The organism is Enterococcus sp. DIV1537a, assembly GCF_051712085.1.
Classification (GTDB): Bacteria; Bacillota; Bacilli; order Lactobacillales; family Enterococcaceae; genus Enterococcus; species Enterococcus faecalis.
In genome coordinates, this window is the sequence record NZ_JBIOOE010000001.1 from 2,153,082 (window position 1) to 2,175,359 (window position 22,278).

A 22,278-nucleotide genomic window follows, 5' to 3' on the forward strand; every position below is an offset into this window, starting at 1 on the left:
TAGTGTTCAATCACCTAGATTATACCACAAATCTTCGTTCTAAAAATTATTTTTTAGCGAAAAAACTTTTTTATTTAACTTAAAGGTCCTCATTATTGATAGCGTTGTTGAATTAATTCTCCCGCGATGCTAATCGCTAACTCTTCTGGTGTTTCGGCTGCAATATCTAAGCCAATTGGCATGAAAATTCTTTCAATTTCAGTCATTGTATAACCGACCTCTTTTAACCGTCGAACTTGTGAAGCAATTTTGTGTTTGCTCCCCATCACACCAATATATTTGGCTGGTGTTTCCAATAACTGTTTGGCAACGATGAAATCAAAATTGTGTCCTCTGGTAATCACTATACCATAATCGTCCGCCGTTATTTCAATAAACGCAGCTAAATTTTCTAAAGGAATAACCCGTAGTTCCTCAGCTTGTGGAAAAGCTTGTGCCGTCAAAAATTCTGGACGATCGTCCACTACAACGCAATAAAACGATAAATAGTTTAAAATAGGTACCAATGCGCGTGCGACATGACCACTTCCAAAAATATACACTTTCCCTACTTGGAGGATCGCTTCTGTTAAAAAAGTGATTTCCTCTTTTTGCTCACAATGGATACCTTTAGGTAGCAAACTTAATTCCCCCTCCCAAGAAGTGGAACCAATCAATTCGCCTGTTTCACTATAAAAGGATACTTTTCCTAAATTGTTTTGATCTAGTTCAGTCATTAACCAACCTTGTTGATTATTTTGAAAATGCGTTTCTATGGACTCACACAACTCTTTTAAAAATGGCGTTTCCCATGAAAGATAATGGAAAAAAATCGTGACATTTCCGCCACAGACCATGCCTAAATCAGCAATATTATTCGGGGCTAAAATAAATTGACGTTGTGCATTTTCTTTCTCAAGAAGTAGCTTTTTTGCCACTTGTTCAGCCTGAAATTCAACCGCCCCACCACCAACAGTTCCGGCTATTCTACCTTCGGCGGAAACCAGCATTCTAGCCCCTTGACTTCGTGGTGTAGATCCTGAACTTGTACCAATCGTTAATAACATCGTGTCTTGCTTTTCCAATATTGCCTGTTTCAAACGCTGAAATACTTCTCTCATTTCAGTTCCTCCGATACTACATCCTGTTCTTTAAAGATTTCTTCAAAGCATGCCTCTACCTGTTGATACACTTTTTTCTCAAATAAAAGATATTGATCAATCAACTCTTTTCCTTGATCCGTAACAATTGACCCGCCACCATTACAACCACCAACACTTTTGATAATTAATGGAAAAGATAGCTCTTCTTCAGCTACCCGCACAATCCGCCATGCCTTATTATAAGACATTTTCATCTCTTTTGCCGCTAAGTTTAGTGACCCAGTTTGCTGAATTTTTTGTAAAACTTCGACAACGCCAGGACCAAAAAAGTTCCGATCTGTTTTTAATTTTAAGTTTAGGGAATACGTAAACATCTTCTCCTCCTTTATTCGTTCATTTTTTTATAGATAACGTAAGGGAAAAAGGATACGAAAGCTTACTCACTTTCGTATCAAAAAAAGCAATCTTCACTCAAGTGCTACACGCTTTTTTGGTTTTAAAATGACATTTAAAAGGACTGCTACCAAAGTGGTTAAGATAACTTCCGAATTACCGAAAATCGTTGTTACCCAAGTTGGAAAACCAGCTAAGCTTCCAGTAGACAATGTGACACCAATTCCAAATGCTAGAGCTGTTCCGACAACCCCAGTATTTCGAGGAGTCATTTCCTGCGAAGCAATCATCCGAATACCTGTCATAGAAATAGAAGCAAAAACTGAAATCGTTGCGCCACCAATTACCGCGTAAGGAATCGTAGTTAATAACGCAGCTACTTTCGGAACAAAACCAGCAATTAATAATATAACTGAAGCGAAAACCAGAACATACTTATTAATCACTTTTGTTACCGTAACCAGACCAACATTTTGTCCAAAAGTTGCCACTGGGATTGATCCAAATAAACTGCCAATAAAGTTAGTGAATCCACTTCCCATAATTCCGCCAGATAATTCTTCATCCGTTGCATCTCGATCCATTGCTCCAACCGTTGTTGCTGTAAATTGACCGATGGCTTGAACAGCATCAACAATAAACATCACCACAAGCGTAAAGATTGGTACCAGTTGAAAATCCAGTCCAAAATGAAACGGGGTAATTACCTGAACGATTTTAGCATTTTGAACTGGCTCAAAACTAACCATCCCTAAAGCTAAAGAAATCAAATAGCCAATAACCATTCCGTTTAAAATTGCTGATAACTTCAAAAATCCTTTTGCAAAATAATTGAAGTAAAAGACAATCGCAAAGGTTAATAATGCAACTAACCAATTCCGGGCTGAACCAAAATCAGCACTACCAGCTCCTCCTGCCATATACTTAATCGCAACAGGAAACAGGGATAGGCCAATACTTAAAATAACCGTTCCTGTTACTAAAGGCGGAAACAACACACGGATTTTTTTAATGAACAAACCAACAATAATAACAAGAATACTGCCAACTAATTGTGAACCAAAAATTGCTGCAATCCCAAAATCAGCTCCGATGGCCATCAAAATCGGTACATACGCAAAACTTGCCCCCATCATAACTGGTAACCGTGAACCCACTTTTCCAAAAATAGGGAAAAGTTGAATTAACGTTGCAACTGCTGAAAAAATCAATGATGTTTGAATCAAAATAGTCGTATCACTAGGACTTAATTGGCAAACTTTGGCAATCATGATTCCCGGTGTGACAATCCCTACTACTGCTGCGACAACGTGTTGCAATCCCATCGGAATTGCTTCAGAAATTGATAGTTTCGCATCATATTCAAATAATGCTTGCTCTTTTTTTTCATTCATAGGATCGTTTCCTTCTTCTTTTTATTCTAAAAGGATTGTTCCCCTTAATCAGTAAAGAATGCAATCCTTTTTCCCTCAGAAACATCTTAAAAATTATCCTTTGGCAGCAACTGCTTCAATTTCAAATAAACCATCTTTTGGCAACTTGGCTACTTCTACACAAGAACGTGCAGGCAAAACTTCTGAAAAGTAATTCCCATAGATTTCGTTAATTTTGCTAAAATCAGACATATGTTGTAAAAACACCGTTGTTTTCACAACATTATCATAGGTCATCTCGACCTCTTTTAAAATCGAACCTAAATTGATAAAAGCTTGTTTTGCTTGTTCTTCCACTGTAGCCTTCATTTCACCCGATTGCGGATCTAATCCTAGTTGTCCAGAAATGTACAACGTATTTCCCGCTAAGACAGAATGTGAATAAGGTCCTACAGCAGCTGGTGCCTGTGCAGAATTAATCATTTTGTTTGTCATCGTTTTCCTCCATTCTATGATTCTTTATTTTCAATTAAAGTCCCTGTTTTTCCAGATAATCCTTCTTTGGCTTTTTCTAATAACGTAATCAATGTTTTTCGACCTGGCTTAGATTCAGCAAACTTAATCGCTGCTTCAACTTTTGGTAACATTGAACCTGGAGCAAACTGACCTTCTTGCGCATATTGTTTCATTTTTTCTGTTGAAATATTCCCTAGGGCTTCTTGATTTTCTTTACCAAAATTAATACAAACTTTTTCAACTGCTGTTAAAATCACGAGCAGATCAGCATCTACTTGTTCAGCTAGTCGTTCACTACAAAAATCTTTGTCGATGACTGCATTTACACCTTTTAGTCGGTTCCCTTCTTGAATGACTGGGATGCCACCACCGCCGCCAGCAATGACTGTTTGGCCAGCATCAACCAATGTTTGAATCGTGAGAAGTTCGACAATATTTTTTGGTTTAGGAGAAGCGACGACTTGGCGATAACCACGGCCAGCATCTTCCATCACTTGTATATTTTTTTCTTTGACTAATTGTTCTGCTTCTTCTTTTGTCATGAAGCGGCCAATTGGTTTCGTTGGTTTTTTGAACGCCGGATCATTTTCATCCACGACCACTTGAGTGACTATGGTGGTGACGGCTTTACTTATATTTCGCTGACGCAACTCTTCTTGTAGCGCATTCTCTAAATCATAGCCAATGTAACTTTGACTCATGGCTACGCACATGGATAACGGAACAACTGGATATTGTGGATTATTAAAGGAAAATTCTTCCATAGCTAATTGAATCATCCCCACTTGAGGACCATTGCCATGAGATAAAATAACTTCATATCCTGCTTCAATCAAATCTGCAATCGCTTTGGAAGTCTGTTTTACAGCAGTCATCTGCTCCGTCAAATTATTTCCTAAAGCATTGCCACCTAAAGCTACTACGACGCGTTTGCCCATTGCTTCACCTCATTTTCTGTTTTATAAAAAGGACGATGCTTTTTCTTTTTCACAACGAGTTTTCGTATTAACTGTCTGTTGTCGTTGCATGAAGTCAACGCACATGACTAAGCGTTCTTGACTCGAGACAATCACACATTCATGAATAGACTTGGGAAGGTCTTATTTGTTCATGTTGAAGAGGCAACTTCTAATGATTCATTGTGTAAAGAAAAAGCATCTGTCTTCATGCCAAATTCATTATTTTACTTCTCTTGGTGTCGCTTTATCCGCTAAGTCTGTTAAGGTTTTTTGCGGATTTTTTACTTTACTTAAGAAAATCATAGCCGCAATAACATACGGTTTGTAGCTAGCTTCTTTGTAAAGTTCGACCCGATAACGATCGAAAACAGAAGCTTCCACTTCACCTTCTTCACAACTTACACCAGTAATATCAGCTGGTAGACAATGCATATACAAAGCTTTGCCGTCTTTCGTTGTTTTCATCAATTCTTCTGTACATTCCCAATCTTTGTGCTTTTTATTTTGAGAAAGTAATTCTTGTTCTAATTGATCAATTCCTGCTTGGTCACCATTGCCATATAATTCAGTTCGCTTTTCCATTGCCGCAAAAGGTGCCCAGCTTTTCGGATAAACAACATCCGCATCTTTGAATGCTTCTGCCATACTATTCGTTTTAGTAAAGTTTCCACCAAATTCTGCTGCATTTTTCTTCGCAACTTCTTCTACTTCTGGCATAATTTCATAACCTTCTGGATGTGCTAAGACGACATCCATTCCTAAACGGGTCATTAGACCAACAATTCCTTGAGGAACAGATAATGGTTTTCCATAAGATGGTGAATACGCCCAAGTCATGGCAACTTTTTTCCCTTTCAGGTTTTCAATACCACCAAATTCATGAATTAAATGCAACGCATCCGCCATTGCTTGCGTCGGATGGTCAATATCACATTGTAAATTCACTAACGTTGGGCGTTGTTCTAATACCCCATCTTTATATCCTTCTTGGACAGATTCTGATACTTCGTGCATGTAAGCATTGCCTTTACCAATGTACATGTCATCACGAATACCAATGATATCAGCCATAAAAGAAATCATGTTTGCTGTCTCACGAACAGTTTCTCCGTGAGAAATTTGACTTTTTCCTTCGTCTAAATCTTGAACTTCTAAGCCCAAAAGATTACACGCTGAAGCGAAACTAAAACGTGTTCTTGTAGAGTTGTCGCGGAATAAAGAAATTCCCAAGCCACTATCAAAGATTTTAGTTGAAATATTATTTTCTCTTAAATAGCGTAATGTATCGGCAACTGTGAAAACAGCTTCTAATTCATCTCTTGTTTTTTCCCAAGTTAGGAAAAAGTCATTTTCGTACATTTTTTCAAATTCTAATTTATCTAATTTCTCAATATATTCTTTAAACGTTTCCATTCCATCTGCTCCTTTTTTCTTGTCTAATAATCCTTTACTTAACCACAATAGACCGTTGGTAATGCCGCATAAACGGCTGCACAACGAACCAAATCATCTTTCCAAGTTTTTTCATTTGGTGCATGTGCTTGTGCTTCCGCCCCTGGCCCGAAACCAATACAAGGAATACCATTACGTCCCATAATTGAAACGCCATTTGTTGAGAAGGTCCACTTATCTAACAATGGGCGTTCTTCACGCATTTCCACTGTTTCTACAGAGCCTTTCCGTGTTTCTCCATAGAGATTTTTATGCGTTTCCATCAAGGCTTTTGTTACATCATGATTTTCTGGAATTACCCACGTTGGGAAATAACATTCAATTTCATAAGTTAAATCCGTATAAGAAGGACGATCATAGTTGTACATTGAAACCGTCACATCATCTCCATATTTTTTAACAGCTGGTAAATTACGAATTTCTTCTAAACAACTTTCCCAAGTTTCTCCAGCTGTCATTCGACGGTCTAGTGAAACGGTACAGCCATCCGCAACAGCACACCGACTTGGTGAAGAATGGAAAATTTGCGAAACAGTCACCGTACCACGACCTAAGAAACGGGCTTCTTGCCACTCTGGATTGTACTTAGGATCTAACATACGAACTAAACCACGAATCGCTGTGCTTTCTGTATCTCCATTGTTGTTTAAGGCACGAACATCTTGTAAGATATCCGCCATTTTGTAAATGGCATTATCTCCACGTTCTGGTGCTGAGCCATGACACGAAACGCCTTTGACATCAACTTTAATTTCCATTCGGCCTCGTTGACCACGATAAATCCCACCATCTGTTGGCTCTGTTGAAACAACAAATTCTGGACGGATACCGTCTTCTTTGATAATGTACTGCCAACATAAGCCGTCACAGTCTTCTTCTTGGACAGTAACTGTTACTAAAGCAGTATATTTTTCTGATAATAGACCTAAATCTTTCATGATTTTAGCGCCATAAATAGCCGAAACAATCCCGCCTTCTTGGTCAGATGTACCGCGACCACCGATCTCAGTTTCTGTTTCATAACCATCGTAAGGATCAAATTTCCAGTTACTCATTTCACCAATTCCGACAGTATCCATGTGCCCATCAAAAGCAATTAATTTTTCACCAGACCCCATATAACCAAGTAAATTCCCTTGAGGATCAATGTCAATTTTATCGAAACCTAATTTTTCCATTTCGGCTTTTGCTCGCGCAATTTTGTTGCCTTCTTCTGCACTTTCTCCTGGAATTTTGACAAGGTCTCTTAAAAATTTGACCATATCTTCTCTGTAACCTTCTGCTGCTGCATTTACTGCATTAAAATCCATTCCTTTTACCTCCATAAAATTTTTTTATAATTGTCTGGATCAGTGTCCCCTTCGGTAGAAAACATTAAAACGTTTGACGTCTCATCCAGTTGCAATGCCTCACGTAATTCTTGATAGTCGGGATCTTGCATCACTGTAGCTACTAAGCCCATTGCTACTGCCCCAGATTCGCCTGATACAACTTGCGGATCCCCTTTTAATGGCGCTCCCAACATACGCATTCCCTTTTCAGAAACCCAATCTGGTGCTGAAACAAAGAAGGATGTATGATTTTTTAGAATATCAAAAGAAATCGTATTAGGTTCTCCACATGCTAGGCCAGCCATAATTGTCTGTAAATCACCATCGACAAAGCGAATTTCTCCGTCTTTTTTAATTGCTGATTGATATAAACAGTCAGCCGCCTGTGCCTCAACTACGACCATAATCGGTGGGTTTTCTGGAAAAGCATTAGCAAAATAACCAATCACCGCCCCAGCTAAACTGCCGACACCAGCTTGAACAAAAACATGACTAGGTCGTTCAGAGCCAAATTTTCTTAATTGTTGAGAGGCTTCTAACGCCATCGTTCCGTATCCTTGCATAATCCAAGTCGGAATTTTTTCATATCCGTCCCAAGCGGTGTCTTGAACCATGACACCGTTTTCAGTTTCTTCGGCCATTTTATTAGCCATTCGTACACATTCATCGTAATTAACTTCTTCGATTGTGACGGTTGCGCCTTCTTTTTCAATATTTTCTTTTCTCGTCTGTGTTGAACCCTTCGGCATGAGTACAACTGATTTTTGGCCTAATTTATTCGCAGCCCAAGCGACTCCTCGTCCATGGTTGCCATCAGTTGCTGTAAAAAACGTAGCTTGTCCAAAAGCTGATCGTAATTGATCAGAAGTTAATTCATCATATGTTAGTTCCAAAACATCTTTCTTTAATTTTTCGGCAATATAGTTAGCCATGGCAAACGAACCACCTAATACTTTAAAAGCATTTAAACCAAAGCGATAAGATTCATCTTTAACAAAGAAATCATTTAACCCCAGATACGCGGCCATATGATTCAATTCTGCTAATGGTGTTTCTGAATACTGTGGAAAACTTTTGTGAAAAGCCAAAGCTTTCTCAATTTTTTCTTTAGACATCAGAGGTAAGTACTTATCCTCCGTCTTCGGCATTTCATTTGCTGTCCATTTAATTTTTTCCAAAAATACTTCTCCTCCTTCTATTTTTAAGTTGCTTTACGAAAAACAAATTTTCCTTGATTTGCCAAGATGACTTGCCCAGCTTCAGCAACTTTTTGACCTCTTAAATAAACCATTCGAGCCTGTCCTTGTGTTTCAAATCCTTCATACGGCGTATAATCGACATTTTGTAACTGCGTTCTCGCAGCAATCACGCCGGTTGTTCTAGGATCCCAAACAACTAAATCGGCATCACTGCCTTCTTGCACCACACCTTTTTGTGGATACATCGAGAATTGTTTAGCAATATTTTCAGAAAGCAGAGCAACCATTTTTTCCAAGGTGATTCGGCCCTTCGCCACGCCTTCCGTGTAAATTAATTCTGGTCTCGTTTCAACACCTGGCATCCCATTGGGAATTTTACTAAAATCATCTTTGCCAACTGTTTTTTGTCCGTGAAAATTAAAACTACAGTGATCTGTCGATATTGTATTGATTGCCCCCTCTTTAATCCCTTGCCACAAAGCCTGTTGATCCTCTCGTTTGCGTAGTGGCGGTGAGCAGACATATTTTGCTGCTTCAAAATTAGGCGCATCATACAAGTGATCATCTAGTAAAAGATATTGAGGGCAAGTTTCTACATAGACTGATTGTCCTCTTTGACGAGCCCGTTCCACCGCTTCTAACGATCGTTTTGTGCTTAAATGCACAATATTAACCGGCAAATCAGCCATTTCCGCTATCATCAAATATCTTGCTACCGCTTCTGCTTCAACAGCTGCCGGTCTTGATAACGGATGATAGTGCGGGGTTAGCTTTCCTTGAGAAACATATGATTGGATTAATTCATCTACTAAATCACCATTTTCACAATGAACGCCTAACATTCCATTAACTTTTTTTATTTCCTTCATCGCTTCAAAAATTTCCGCATCTGTGGTCCGTAAGTTATCATAAGCCATATACATTTTGAAGGAAGTAATACCTGCAGCAATCATTTCCTGAATTTCAGCAGCTATCGTTGGGTTCCATTCAATCATGGACATATGGTAAGTATAATCACATGAACTCTTGCCTTCAGCCAATTGATTCCAAGTAGCTAAACAGTCTTTCAATGAGCCACCTTTATTAGGTGTAGCCATATCAATAACCGTAGTCGTACCTTTGGCCACCGCCGCTTGGCTTCCAGTAGTAAAGTTATCCGCCGTACTTAACGAACCTTTGCCATTATTTAATTCCAGATGCGTGTGCGCATCAATAAAACCTGGTAATACATAACACCCCGTAACATCCTCAATCTGAGAATTTTCTACTGGTAAATTTGCCCCCATCTCTACAATTTGCTCGCCGTCAATTCGAATATCCAATTGACGACGATTATATGCAGATACGACGGTTCCACCTTTGAGCAGAATAGACATTTATTTATCCCCCAGTCGTAAATTTCCTTTTATGCTTGCATACAATAAGCATATTCTTCAATCATAGTTACCATTAATGCGATTAAATCTTCTGGTACATCTAATCCTTGATCCGTTAATTGAATTGTTGACACCGTTCCCCATAAACGCAGTAAACAAATTTTATCCACAGGATTTTGAACATAGAAACCTGAATTAGTACTGTCATAAAAATCAGATTCACTGTTAAATAAGGTAAATTTGTCTTTGTAAGGGGCACTTGCATAAGGGCAAAATGTTTCACAGTTACCACATTCGTTACACATCCGATCAACATGAACAATTTGTGGTTTTCCTTCGACGTACACAACAATATTTGCTCGGTTTGGACAGACATCCATACAAGATTCACAAATTGTGGAGCATTCTAAGCAACGACTAGCTTGACTACAAGACATCTCGTCTGTCACAAGGATACCTCGTTTGTTTCTAACAAATGCAACATCACTATTTAAATTATCTTTTTCATAGTGATGATTGTGGACAAGACAAATATTATTGGCCGCTTTGGTTGCATCAGCGATTGCTTCAACAATTGTGGCTGGTCCTAAGTTAGCGTCACCAATGACATAGACGCCTGGTATATTTGTTTCCAATGTGTCTTGATTTGAAACGACTTTCCCATAGTTGTCCGTGTGAATGCCTAATGATTGGTAAAACTCTGTATCTACTTTTTCACCAACAGCGGCAATCACTGTATCAGCAGGAATATCAATCATTTCTCCTGTACCAACTGGACGACGGCGTCCAGAAGCATCTCGTTCACCTAGGACCATTTTTTCACAAGTTAATTGTTGATTTTCATGTTTAATTGGCGAAAGTAATTCTAAAAAGTCGACACCATCTTCTAAGGCTAAATAAAGTTCTTCTTCATCTGCTGGCATATTGCGTTTATTCCGACGATAAACCACTGAGACTTTTTTAACACCAGGTAATGTTGTGGCTGCACGAGCACAGTCCATGGCTGTATTTCCGCCACCAACGACGACAATCTGTTCTCCGTAAGGATTAATCGTTGGATTTTCTCGGTTTGCTTTTAAAAATTCTAACGAGTTCAATGCTCGACCAGATTCTAAACGAAGGACCCCATGTTTCCATGCACCAATGGCATAAATAACATTCGTATAGCCTTGGTTTTTCAATTCTGCCAATGATGGCGCCTCTTGTCCTGTACGGAATTCAGCTCCCATAAATTCCGCTAACTGAACGTCTTTTTGAACAGATTCCATAGAAATTCGAAATTCTGGTACAATCTGGCTACAAACGCCCCCAATTGTCTTGGATTTTTCAAACACAGTAACAGGCATGCCTTCACGTGCTAATAAATACCCAGCAGAGATCCCTGCAGGACCTCCACCCACAACAGCTGTTTTAGGTGCATTTTCTTTTGGCTGTGGCTTTTCTAGTGTCGTCAATAATTCATCATAAGCATGTTCAGCTGCTTCTAACTTCACTTCCCGAATATGAATAGATTCTTCATAAAATTGACGTGTGCATTTGGTCATACAAGGATGTGCACAAATGGTTCCAGTAATAAAAGGCAACGGATTTTTATCGACAATTACTTGCAAGGCCTTTAAATAATTGCCTTCACTTACATAACGAAGGTAAGCAGGAATATCCTGATTGATTGGACAACCACCGTCACTTCGACAAGGAGCGATATAACAATCTGTTAGTGGAACTGTTTTTCTTAGTTTGGTACTTTCTGGTAATTTAATTGATTTTTGGTAACGCGCTTGTGTTTTAGCTTTCTCAACAACTTGGGCTAATTTATCCAAGTTGACATGAACCATCTGAGGATATTCTGCTGCGCCCAATACATTAGCAACTTGATTCATTCGTTGATAGCCACCAGGTTTCAACAGCGTCGTTGCCATAGTGATTGGCCAAATCCCAGCATCAAATATTTCTTTACTATTGAAAATATCTGCACCGCCAGAATAAGAAATTTGTAGTTTCCCATCAAATGCTTCTGATAATTTTTGTGCCAATGAAATACTAAGAGGAAATAGCGAACGTCCTGACATGTACATTTCATCACCAGGTAATTCATTTGCTGCAATCGTTACCGGGAAAGTGTTCGTAATTTTAACTCCGAAGCTTAGATTTTTACTATTGGCTAATAATTGTAGACGTTGTAACATCGGTACTGCTTCTTCAAATTGTAAATCTTCTTTAAAATGGTGATCGTCAAAAACCATATAATCAAACCCTAGCTCATCCATCGTTTGACGCGCATATTCATAACCTAACATGGTTGGATTACATTTAATAAAGGAATGGAGCCCTTTTTCACTTAATAAATAGGCCGCAATTCGTTCAATTTCGTCTGATGGACAACCGTGTAAAGTCGACAGCGTAATAGAATGACAGACTTTAGGACTAATTGCTTCGATATATAAGTCATCTACTTTTTTAAAATAAAATAGATATTTTTTGGCAGCTGCTTGGCATTCCGCCCAAATCGGCGTTCCTTCTGCGTTCTGCATTTCGTTAATATAACGATCAATTTTTGGTGATTGAATCCCTGCCAAATCATAGCCAACACTCATGTTAAAAATGAAACCATTCGGGTCACCTAGCTCAAACTCTTTACTCAGTAACTTCAAAACAAACCATGCTTTGACGTATTCATCATAAGCTTGGGGAACGCGCAATTCTGTGGACCACTCAACGTTGTAACATTCATCCGCTGCTGCGATACATGGTTTACTCACTGGTAAATCTTCTCCATCCAGTATCTGGACTGTCTTAACTTCAAAAAAACGAGAACCTGTTAAATAGGCCGCAATAATATTTTGTGCTAATTGTGTATGAGGACCTGCTGCTGGACCACAAGGGGTTTCCATTTTTTCTCCAAATAACGGAATCGTTTTTGTAGGATCCGCATGATAAAATTTACGAATGCCAAAAATTGTGCCATCTTGTTGATACTCACTAAAAATCCAATTTAATAAAGCCTCAATTGAGATGGGATGCATAATATCACTCATTAACGTCACTCCTTTTATTTATAATGAAAGCTATTGATTTACTCGTTTCCAGAAAGATTGTGCTTGCGTTTGCGCATCATGCCAAACTTTCTCTTCGTCAATTCCTTGAACTTCACGATTACGCATCCGAATTTCTCCATTAATCACCGTGTCAGTAACCATCCCACCATTCATGCCGAATAAAATGTGCATGTTATAATTCTCTTTTGTCATTGGTGTCGGGCCATGATAATCAACAATAATGACGTCTGCTGCTGCATTAGGTTCTAAAACGCCTAGCTTTGTTTTAAAATAGCGATTAGCCATTTGCGGATTATTATCAAACAGCATTGTGGGAATTTCTGCCCAAGCCGCATTTGGATCAGCTAAATGATGTTTGTGGATAACATTTCCTACCTTATAAGATTCCGTCACATCATTCGTATAACCATCTGTGCCAAGACCCATCAAAATACCATACTCATTAAACATGCGCATCGCAGGTGGGCAACCGACCGCATTCCCCATATTCGACTCTGGATTCGTGACCACCATTGTGTCTGTATCTCTTAGTAATTCCATCTCATGAGGTCCAATATGGATGCAATGGCCTGCCATTGTCTGTTTTCCTAAAATTCCTAAATCAAATAATCGGTTCACAATCGGCTTCCCATATTTTTTCAAAGAATCATGAACATCGGCTAAATCCTCTGCAATATGAATATGATAACCAATCCCATCTGGCGTATTGGCTGCACATAATTCTAAAGAAGCATCTGATAAAGTAAAGGCTGCATGCATACCCATCATCGCTTTTTGCATATCATCCTTTCTTAAGGAACTGGCTTTAATAAAGGCGGCATTTTCTTGAACTGCTTCTCGCATTTTCTGCTCACCATCGCGATCAGAAACTTCATAACAAAGGCAGGTCCGAATCCCTAACTCGTCCGCTGCATTAGATAATTGGGTTAAACTCCCTGTAATTTCTCCGTAACTAGCATGATGATCAAAGACAGTTGTAACACCGTTGCGAATACTATCTAAATAAGCAACCTTACCACTTTGATAAGTGTCTTCTAATGTCAAGGCACGATCAATTCGCCACCATTGATCTACCAAAATATCCATGAAATTTTTAGGATGATAATTCGTTAAACTTAACCCACGTGCAAAGGTACTATAAATATGATTGTGCATGTTAATAAAGCCTGGCATAATCACTCCACCTTTAGCATCAATAAATGTCGCTTCTGGATAAGCTTGTTTTAAATCTTCTGTCGTTCCGACTTGTTTCACAACTTGACCATCAATCGCCACACACCCATTTTCAAAAAAATGATTCTGCGCATCCCGAGTGATTAAACGCCCATTTCCAATTAATAACATGTATTCTCCTCCTATTTTTCAACCTATTCCCCACAAGTGGCAAACGCTTACAAATATATCGCTCAATCATTCACGAATATAGCTTGACTAGCTTGGCTAATCTATATCCCTACGAAAAGCATTTGAAGCGCTTGCATTTTTTACTAACGAACTCATTAACTTGATTAAAGTATATCACCTTACCTTAAAAAAAACAATGCTACCTAAAAAATATTTTTTAGAATTTTGACAGCCGTTATCTTGTATTATTATTTTTATCATGCTATCATTATTTTTCAGAACAGGTAGTACGCGACATTAAAGGATTTAGCCCTGCCTATTCCATTTAAAAATATTATGTTAAATTTGACACAATCTTATAAAAACTGTTTGTGCCAGGCACATTAGAAAGGAGCTTATTTATGTTATCCGACGAAAAACTTACTTTTTTAACACAAATTGCTAAAGGTTTAGCTGGTCAATTTGGGGAAAACTGCGAAGTCGTTATCCACCAAATCAATGAAGACAATATTAACAATTCTATTGTTTCCATTGAAAATGGTCATGTCTCTTCTCGTCATCTGGGCGATGGACCTTCTCAAGTAGTCTTAGAAGCCTTAAAAAAAGACCCTAGTGAGTTGAATGATCATATTAACTATCTGACCCGCACCCATGATGGTCGTATTTTAAAATCTAGTACAATGTATTTTAAAGATGAGAATGGTCAACTCGATGGTATTTTTGCTATTAACTACGACATCACTACATTGATTGCTGCAGAGTCAAACTTAAAATCTTTGATTTCCACTGCAGAACCTGAAGAAGATAAAGACCCTGATTACATTCCTCAGGATGTTAATGAGTTGTTAGACGATTTAATTCATGAATCAGTCAAATTAGTTGGCAAGCCGGTCCCATTAATGACGAAGGACGATAAAATCAAGTGTATTCAATTTTTAAACAATAAAGGCGCCTTCTTAGTCACTAAATCTGGGGACAAAGTTTCTAACTTCTTCAATATTTCTAAATATACGCTATACAGTTATATTGATGCGAAATAAAAATGGAAATCGATGGACGATTTGTTGTTAAGACAAGTCGTCTATTCTCTTTTTTCCTTCACTATTCTACTTTTTCTAAAAGACTTTTTAAATAATAGTAAGAAAAAGTAAAAGGAATTAATTTTTTATTTTAGTTATGGTATGATAGATTGAGTTTAATTTAAAATAACGAAAAATTAAAGATATAGAAATTGGGGGACAACAAATGGGGATTCGAAGTCATTTAGCAATTGCTGCAGGAAAAACTTCGCAATGGGTTTTACAAACATTTTTTAAAGGCGGCAGTAGCTACCCAGGGAAATTAGCCCTAAAAATCGATCCTAAAATTTTAGATACATTGGCAAAAGACTATGAAATTGTCGTAGTCACTGGAACGAACGGCAAAACATTGACAACTGCTTTAACTGTTAACATTTTACGCCAAGAATTTGATGAGGTATTAACAAATCCAACTGGTGCTAACATGGAGCAAGGAATTGTCTCTACTTTTTTAAATGCCAAGGCGAAAAAAGGACAAAAGAAATTTGCGGTTTTAGAAATTGATGAAGCAAGTTTAAGCCGTGTCACTAAATATATTCAACCAAAATTATTTGTTTTTACGAATATTTTCCGCGACCAAATGGATCGCTATGGTGAAATTTATACGACGTATCGCTTAATTATGGAAGGCGCCGCCGCTGCTCCTGAAGCAACTATTTTGTGCAATGGTGATTCGCCAATTTTTAATTCAAAAGAAACTGTAAATCCTCGCAAATACTATGGATTTAATCATTTACCACCAAAAGAGCAATTGGCTCATTACAATACAGATGGGGTTTTATGTCCAAAATGCAATCATATTCTTCATTATAAAATGATTACGTATGCTAATTTAGGTGATTACTATTGCCCAAATTGTGGCTTCAAACGCCCTGAATTGGATGTGCAGTTAACGGAAATGGTCCGGATGGATAATACATCTGCTGATTTTGTGATTGATGGCGAAGAATACGGCATTGCTGTTGGTGGGATGTATAATGTTTATAATGCGCTAGCGGCCACAGCGGTAGCAGAATACTATCAGGTGGCACCAGATAAAATCCGAGCAGGTTTAGCTTATGATGAAAAAGTTTTTGGGCGTCAAGAAACCATTAAAGTTGGCGATAAAGAATGTACGTTAGTTTTAGTAAAAAATCCCGTTGGTTTAAATCAGGTCATTGATATGATGGGCTTAGCCCCTTACTCTTTCTCGCTGGTTTCATTATTAAATGCTAATTATGCAGATGGAATTGATGTCAGTTGGATTTGGGATGGTAATCATGAAGCCTTTGCTGATATGGACATTCCAAAAGTAATTGCTGGCGGTGATCGCCATGAAGATATGGCCTTGCGTTTAAAAGTTGCGGGTATTCCTGAAGAAAAATTACTAGAAATTCCTGATTTGGAGCAAGTAATTTCAGAAATTAAAACGTTGCCGACAGATCATGTCTATATTTTGGCAACCTATACTGCTGTTTTGCAATTAAGAAAATCATTAACAGCCCAAGGGTATATTCAAGGGGGAATGAATGGTGTCTAAAGAATTAGTCGTTTGTCATTTATATGGCAACTTATTAAATACTTACGGAGATAACGGAAATTTATTGATGCTTAAATATTTAACCGAAAAAATGGGCGTTACCTTCCGATCAGAAATTATCAGTATCTACGAACCGTTTGATCCCGAAAAATATGATTTAGTCTTTGTTGGTGGCGGTCAAGACTTCGAGCAATTGATCATCTCAGAAGACATTCAGAATAAAAAAGAAGCTTTGACTTCTTATATTGAAAATGACGGCGTCTTGTTAGCTATCTGTGGTGGTTATCAACTTCTAGGACATTACTATGTCGGCGCACAAGGCGAAAAAATTAAAGGAATCGGTGCATTAGATCATTACACTTTGAGCCAAGACAACAATCGTTTCATTGGTGATATCGAAATTTATAATGAAGAATTTGATGAAACGTATTATGGTTTTGAAAATCATAATGGCATGACTTTTTTAGGCGAAGGTGAACGACCTTTAGGAACAGTCAAACAAGGCAAAGGCAATAACGGTCAAGATAATGGCGAAGGCGTTGTCTATAAAAATGTGTTTGGCTCCTACTTCCACGGTCCAATCTTAGCACGCAACAAAAATCTAGGGATCCGGTTAATTCGGACCGCTTTAGAGAAAAAATATGGTGAACCGATCGCTATTCCTGAAACGCTTTATAAATAAAAGAAGAATCTAGTTCCTACATATAGGGCTAGATTCTTTTTCATTTCTCCGACAACTATTTACATCTTTACAAAATATAGTAAGATAAAGAGGTGCATTTAAAATCGAGAATTTCTCGGACTGGTTCGGAAACTTCCCAGAATAAAAAACTAAGTATCTCTCAATACTAACTCAAGTCATAGCTTTTTTAACAAGAGTTATCATTTGCAGTTAACGAAAAAGGAGGATTGGAAAAAATGCAAAAAGTAATTATTGATTGTGATCCTGGAATTGATGACACGCTTGCTCTCTTGTATGCACTTGCTTCACCAGAGCTAGATGTCCAAGCGATTACAGTTGTTTGCGGAAACGTCCCTGTGGAGATTGGCGTGGAAAATGTTTTTAAATGTTTGGAAAAAGTTAATCGCTTAGATCTTCCTGTCTACCAAGGGGCTGCTAGCCCTTTAAAACGGCCATTTGTTAGTGCACAAGATACACATGGCATGGATGGTTTAGGTGAAACATATTTCCCCAGAACTAGCAAAATCCAAGCACAAGCGCTTTCCGCTGCTGACTATTTAGCACAAACCTTTCAACAAGCTACCGATTGCTCAATCATTGCCCTTGGTCCTTTAACAAATATTGCTTTGGCTTTAAAAAAAGAACCTCTTCTGGGGCGAAATCTTCAACGTTTTGTCTCAATGGGTGGTACCTTTAAAAGCCACGGCAATTGCTCTCCTGTTGCAGAATTTAATTATTGGTGTGATCCTGATGCAGCAGCTTGGGTTTTTGAGGAATTAGGTGCAAAAATCGAGATGGTCGGCTTAGATGTCACACGAGAAATTGTTTTTACACCAACAATTCTCAATTATTGTCAACGACTCAACCCCAAAATGGGGAATTACCTCGCTGAGATTACTCAATTTTATTTTGATTTTCATTGGAAATATGAACGTATTTTAGGGTGTGTTATCAACGATCCCTTAGCGGTTGCTTATTTTATTGATCCTACGCTCTGCCAAGGCTTTTCCAGTTACGGACAAATTGTTCCTGACGGCATTGCTATGGGGCAATCAATGATCGATCAGTATCATTTCCAGCAGCAACCAGCTAATTGTCATGTCTTGACTACGGTTGATAGTCAACAGTTTTTCGTGAAGTTTCTATCCATTCTTTTAAATGTACAAATAGATGAGATCGAAAGAGATTTCAAAAATTTAAGGATGGGATAACCATGAAAAAAATAACACCACGAATCATTACAATTATCGCTTTTAGTGTTGCTTTAAATTACCTTGGCAGTACCATTGCGTTACTCCTTCGTTTACCAATTTATCTTGATAGCGCGGGAACTATTTTTACAGGTGCGTTATTAGGCCCACTCTTTGGTGCACTGACAGGTATTTTAACAAGTCTAGTAACTGGATTGACAACGGATATCTTTTCTCTGTATTATTCACCTGTCCAACTCTGCACAGGAATTTTAGCAGGCTTGCTCCTTCATCAGCAGTTAAAAGTAACCAAATTACCATTTAAAACGTTGTGGTTAACGATACCAGGAACAGTAATTTCTTCCTTGATTACAGTTTGTTTATTTGGTGGAATAACTTCTGCTGGCTCCAGTATAATTGTCCAATTTTTATATGGTTTAGGCTTAAATCAGTTAGCAAGCGTCCTGTTGATTCAATTGATAACAGATTACGGGGATCGTCTGCTATCAGTCATCATCGTCACAGCTGTTATCGCTGCCTTACCTAAACGTTCCTTTATAACAAAATAAACTGTTTTAATGCCAAAAAAAAGAGGAAATCATCTGTTGATGATCCCCTCTTTTTTTAGCGACTACCAGGTTCTGAAGCTATAATCGTTAGATCACCTTCAAAACGCCAGCTCGGAATATCTGTTGGAAAGATAAAGCTATCGCCTTTTTTCAAATCAAAAGTAGCCACATCTGCTTTTGCAGCATCTTCTGTAATCAATCGACCAACACCTTCAATAACTGTTGCTAATGTATAAGGTGCTTGTTTTTTAACTTTTAGAATCCCACTGACACGCCACTCATAGACATTAAAGAAATCTGTTTTTACATAAGTAACAATGCTTGATTGTCCTTGATTTTCTTGTTGAATAGAGAGGTCAGGATCCTTCGCCGGAACGGTTGTCACATCAATGGATTGTTGAATATGCAATTCCCGGGTCTTTCCTTGATCATCTGTTCGATCATAATCATAAACCCGATACGTAGTATCACTGCTTTGTTGCGTTTCTAAAATTAAAATACCCGAGCCGATGGCATGAATAGTGCCGCTTGGTACATAATAAAAATCGCCTTTTTTCACTGGTACTTTTCTTAAAAGATCGTCCCAACGACCTTCTTCAATCATTTCTGCAAGTTCTTCTTTTGTTTTCGCGTGATGTCCATAAATGATTTCAGCGCCAGGTTCTGCATCAATAATGTACCAACATTCAGTTTTGCCTAGCTCGCCTTCATGTTTTTGGCCATATGCATCATCGGGATGAACTTGCACGGATAAATCATCTTCAGCATCTAAAATTTTCGTTAATAATGGAAAGACAGCACCACCTGCATGGCCGAATAGCTCTTGATGGTCTGCCCACAATTCATCTAATTTTTTTCCTTTAAATTCGCCATTTAAAACAGTACTAACGCCATGTGGATGTGCACTGATGGCCCAATCTTCACCAATTTTATCGCTCGGTAAATCGAAACCAAATAGCGTGTGTAGACGATTGCCGCCCCAAATTTTTTCTTGAAAAACAGGTTGTAAAAATAATGGTTCTTGCATTGACTGTGACCTCCCAAATTGAATTCGCTCTCATTATATCACTAAAAACTAGTCATTTCATCTGAAACTGATGATTTCTCTTTTAAATAGGTTGCCAACAACTGATCTCTTTCTTCGATATAAGTGTTCCGGTGGTCCTCTGGATGGACTCGATTAGATAAAAAGATAAACGCTGATTGTTGTTGCACATCAATTAGCAAAAAAGTGCCTGTATAGCCTGTATGGAATAATAATGGCCGTTGCGTAGCTACATCATATTTAAAATCCCAGCCTAGAGAACGTGGTTTATCTGCAGCTGGCACTTGGTTAAATAGTAACAAATCAATCGTCTCTTTTTTTAAGAATTGGAGATTGTGATAACTGCCTCGATTTAAATACATTCGAACAAATTTTGTTAAATCATAGACATTGCTAAACAAGCCAGCATTCCCTGCATGTTCCCGTAAAACGAATGCCTTAGGATCATGGGTTGCACCTCGAATCAACCCTCTTTGTTCATGTAATTCTGTTGGCACACAGTCTAAAGGATTCTTTGGTAGAAACGTACTTTCGTTCATCCCTAAAGGAAGCAATACTCGCTCAGATAAAATTTCTATCATTGATTTTTGGAACATTTCTTCTAACATAAAGCCTAATAAAATAGTCCCTGCATCTGTATAGACGACTTTTTTACCTATTGCTTTGCCTGCGTGAAATGAATGATTGTAGGCGTCTTTTAATTCTTGGGCATTCAGCTGATCACGATTAGGAATATAGCCTTGTAAATCTGCCGTATGTGTCAACAAATGCCGGATTGTAATATTAGAATCTTGAAAAGAGGAATAATAAGTTTGTAATGATTGATCTAGAATAATTTTTCCTTCTTCCACTAATTGCAAAATAACGGTGGTGGTACCGACTACTTTGGTTAAAGAAGCCACATCAAACAGCATGGCCGAGGTTAATTGTTCTTTGGTGGGTTTTACTTGTGCGAGTCCCCAACAATTGCTCTCCTCTTTTTCACCTTCAATGAAACAAAAACTAGCCCCCGAAAAAACACCTTTTTTCATCAATTTTTGAATTTTCCACTTTGTTTTTTCGTACATTTTTTCACCTTCTATTTTTAATATTAAAGGAAAAGTCTAGAATAAGTTCCGAACAAAAGTAGCGTTAAACTTTTATTCCGACTTTATTCCAGACTTGCTAAAACAAGCTTATTTTATCTGTCTAAGCGTTTATTTTAAGACAAACCACCATTCCAAGCCAATTGGATCAAACACAGTGACAATCGCTTTTTTCTGGTCAATAAAGAACTCTTGATTTTTTGCCGTTAATTGTCGCTCCATTGCTAAAATATGGTCTTGATCAGAGAGCTTAATGGTAAAGAAATCTAAACCTAAGTGTGGATCAGGTAATTGATCCACTTCACTTGTTTCAGGTTTTTGGAATCCAATAGTTGCTTTGCCATCTTCTAAAACAAATTGATCTTTTTCATTGCGTTTTAAACCCAGAACTTCCTCATAATATGCTTTTATTTCTTTTTGATTGTTTGTTTTTAATTGCACATGCGCTAAATATGACCCAGCGGCTAACCCTTGATGTGGCTCTAAGTCCTCACTGATAAGATCTTTGAGCACAATCGGTTGCTTTTCAGAAGTCGAATTTGCTGTTGCTTCATCGTGAAAAATCTCAAATTGATTGCCTTCAAGATCAGTAATAAACATGCTTTGACGTGTGCCAATTTGGAAACTTTCATCAATTGGGTAGTCTTGTTCAAGCACTCGTTGAGCAATTTGTAAAAATTCTTTTTCCGTAGGAACTTTAATTGAAAAATAAGCCATTTGCTTTTCTTCATTATGAAAATCTTCGGCTTTTCTAGTTTCTTCTAAAATTAATAATTGCGTTCCTGCTTCACGTGTACCCCAGATAGACAGGTTATTTTCTTCTGACTTTAAAACAAAACCCATTACTTTTTTATAAAAGTCGACCATTTCGCCAACTTTTTTCGCACGAATGGCAATTGTTTTTAATGTCGCAGCTTTTTCTAATTGAAATTCAGTCATTTTTTCTGTTACCTCCATTTTCTTCTCTCCCATTTTATACATCTCTTGCTATTTCATCAAGTAATATCCTGTTTTTCTCAAAAGAAAAT

General features: G+C 37.9%; 19 protein-coding genes and 1 riboswitch. Of the genes, 5 read left to right on the plus strand and 14 right to left on the minus strand.

Features of this window, described 5'->3' with window-relative positions; all coding sequences use genetic code 11:
* Nucleotides 1-92 precede the first annotated feature (92 nt).
* The 11 genes from IGJ41_RS10600 to ssnA all read right to left on the minus strand — a co-directional run bounded on the left by IGJ41_RS10600 (nt 93) and on the right by ssnA (nt 14,081).
* Nucleotides 93-1,100, minus strand: a complete 1,008-nt coding sequence (locus tag IGJ41_RS10600) for an XdhC family protein (RefSeq protein ID WP_002381512.1) — start codon at nt 1,098-1,100, stop codon at nt 93-95.
* Nucleotides 1,097-1,456, minus strand: a complete 360-nt coding sequence (locus IGJ41_RS10605) for a winged helix-turn-helix domain-containing protein (RefSeq protein WP_002356595.1) — start codon at nt 1,454-1,456, stop codon at nt 1,097-1,099. Before IGJ41_RS10605 ends, IGJ41_RS10600 begins: the two co-directional genes overlap by 4 nt.
* Nucleotides 1,457-1,549: 93 nt before the next feature.
* Nucleotides 1,550-2,869 (minus strand): nucleobase:cation symporter-2 family protein, encoded by a 1,320-nt coding sequence (locus tag IGJ41_RS10610; protein WP_002356594.1) that lies wholly within the window; start codon nt 2,867-2,869, stop codon nt 1,550-1,552.
* A gap of 93 nt (nt 2,870-2,962) precedes the next feature.
* Nucleotides 2,963-3,343, minus strand: a complete 381-nt coding sequence (locus IGJ41_RS10615; protein ID WP_002400910.1) for a RidA family protein — start codon at nt 3,341-3,343, stop codon at nt 2,963-2,965.
* 14 nt (nt 3,344-3,357) lie between these two features.
* Nucleotides 3,358-4,302: a carbamate kinase gene (gene arcC, locus IGJ41_RS10620; RefSeq protein WP_002359647.1), complete on the minus strand. Its 945-nt coding sequence runs from the start codon at nt 4,300-4,302 to the stop codon at nt 3,358-3,360.
* Between the two features lie 240 nt (nt 4,303-4,542).
* Nucleotides 4,543-5,736 (minus strand): knotted carbamoyltransferase YgeW, encoded by a 1,194-nt coding sequence (ygeW, locus tag IGJ41_RS10625; RefSeq protein ID WP_002359643.1) that lies wholly within the window; start codon nt 5,734-5,736, stop codon nt 4,543-4,545.
* 38 nt (nt 5,737-5,774) lie between these two features.
* Complete coding sequence (locus IGJ41_RS10630) at nt 5,775-7,100, minus strand: YgeY family selenium metabolism-linked hydrolase (protein WP_002362247.1); 1,326 nt, start codon at nt 7,098-7,100, stop codon at nt 5,775-5,777.
* On the minus strand, nt 7,091-8,284 hold the full coding sequence (gene dpaL, locus IGJ41_RS10635) for a diaminopropionate ammonia-lyase (protein ID WP_002397104.1): 1,194 nt from the start codon (nt 8,282-8,284) through the stop codon (nt 7,091-7,093). Before dpaL ends, IGJ41_RS10630 begins: the two co-directional genes overlap by 10 nt.
* Nucleotides 8,285-8,307: 23 nt before the next feature.
* Nucleotides 8,308-9,681 (minus strand): dihydropyrimidinase, encoded by a 1,374-nt coding sequence (hydA, locus tag IGJ41_RS10640; RefSeq protein WP_002382662.1) that lies wholly within the window; start codon nt 9,679-9,681, stop codon nt 8,308-8,310.
* Nucleotides 9,682-9,710: 29 nt separating this feature from the next.
* Nucleotides 9,711-12,716, minus strand: a complete 3,006-nt coding sequence (gene ygfK, locus IGJ41_RS10645) for a putative selenate reductase subunit YgfK (protein ID WP_002411334.1) — start codon at nt 12,714-12,716, stop codon at nt 9,711-9,713.
* A gap of 30 nt (nt 12,717-12,746) precedes the next feature.
* Entirely contained in the window at nt 12,747-14,081 is a 1,335-nt protein-coding gene (ssnA, locus tag IGJ41_RS10650) for a putative aminohydrolase SsnA (RefSeq protein WP_002411333.1), read from the minus strand.
* Between the two features lie 401 nt (nt 14,082-14,482).
* Here ssnA and IGJ41_RS10655 point away from each other — a divergent pair, with 401 nt between their 5' ends.
* The 5 genes from IGJ41_RS10655 to IGJ41_RS10675 all read left to right on the plus strand — a co-directional run bounded on the left by IGJ41_RS10655 (nt 14,483) and on the right by IGJ41_RS10675 (nt 19,120).
* A complete protein-coding gene (locus IGJ41_RS10655) occupies nt 14,483-15,121 on the plus strand; it encodes a helix-turn-helix transcriptional regulator (protein WP_002381503.1) in 639 nt (212 codons plus the stop codon).
* A gap of 205 nt (nt 15,122-15,326) precedes the next feature.
* Nucleotides 15,327-16,679 carry a Mur ligase family protein gene (locus IGJ41_RS10660; RefSeq protein ID WP_002362254.1) on the plus strand — a complete coding sequence of 451 codons (1,353 nt, stop codon included), beginning with the start codon at nt 15,327-15,329 and terminating at the stop codon, nt 16,677-16,679.
* A complete protein-coding gene (locus IGJ41_RS10665; RefSeq protein WP_002356583.1) occupies nt 16,669-17,361 on the plus strand; it encodes a type 1 glutamine amidotransferase in 693 nt (230 codons plus the stop codon). Before IGJ41_RS10660 ends, IGJ41_RS10665 begins: the two co-directional genes overlap by 11 nt.
* A gap of 114 nt (nt 17,362-17,475) precedes the next feature.
* A riboswitch (PreQ1 riboswitch) is annotated at nt 17,476-17,520 on the plus strand.
* 77 nt (nt 17,521-17,597) lie between these two features.
* Nucleotides 17,598-18,572 carry a nucleoside hydrolase gene (locus IGJ41_RS10670; RefSeq protein ID WP_438714419.1) on the plus strand — a complete coding sequence of 325 codons (975 nt, stop codon included), beginning with the start codon at nt 17,598-17,600 and terminating at the stop codon, nt 18,570-18,572.
* A gap of 2 nt (nt 18,573-18,574) precedes the next feature.
* Entirely contained in the window at nt 18,575-19,120 is a 546-nt protein-coding gene (locus IGJ41_RS10675; RefSeq protein ID WP_438714421.1) for an ECF transporter S component, read from the plus strand.
* A gap of 55 nt (nt 19,121-19,175) precedes the next feature.
* On the opposite strand, the gene manA is transcribed toward IGJ41_RS10675, so the two are convergent.
* From manA to IGJ41_RS10690, 3 genes are all read right to left on the minus strand, one after another.
* Nucleotides 19,176-20,147: a mannose-6-phosphate isomerase, class I gene (gene manA / locus IGJ41_RS10680; protein WP_002356580.1), complete on the minus strand. Its 972-nt coding sequence runs from the start codon at nt 20,145-20,147 to the stop codon at nt 19,176-19,178.
* Nucleotides 20,148-20,188: 41 nt separating this feature from the next.
* Nucleotides 20,189-21,232, minus strand: coding sequence for a serine hydrolase domain-containing protein (locus tag IGJ41_RS10685; protein WP_173961571.1), 1,044 nt, complete (start codon nt 21,230-21,232; stop codon nt 20,189-20,191).
* 129 nt (nt 21,233-21,361) lie between these two features.
* Entirely contained in the window at nt 21,362-22,231 is an 870-nt protein-coding gene (locus tag IGJ41_RS10690; protein WP_202524652.1) for a VOC family protein, read from the minus strand.
* Nucleotides 22,232-22,278 lie beyond the last annotated feature (47 nt).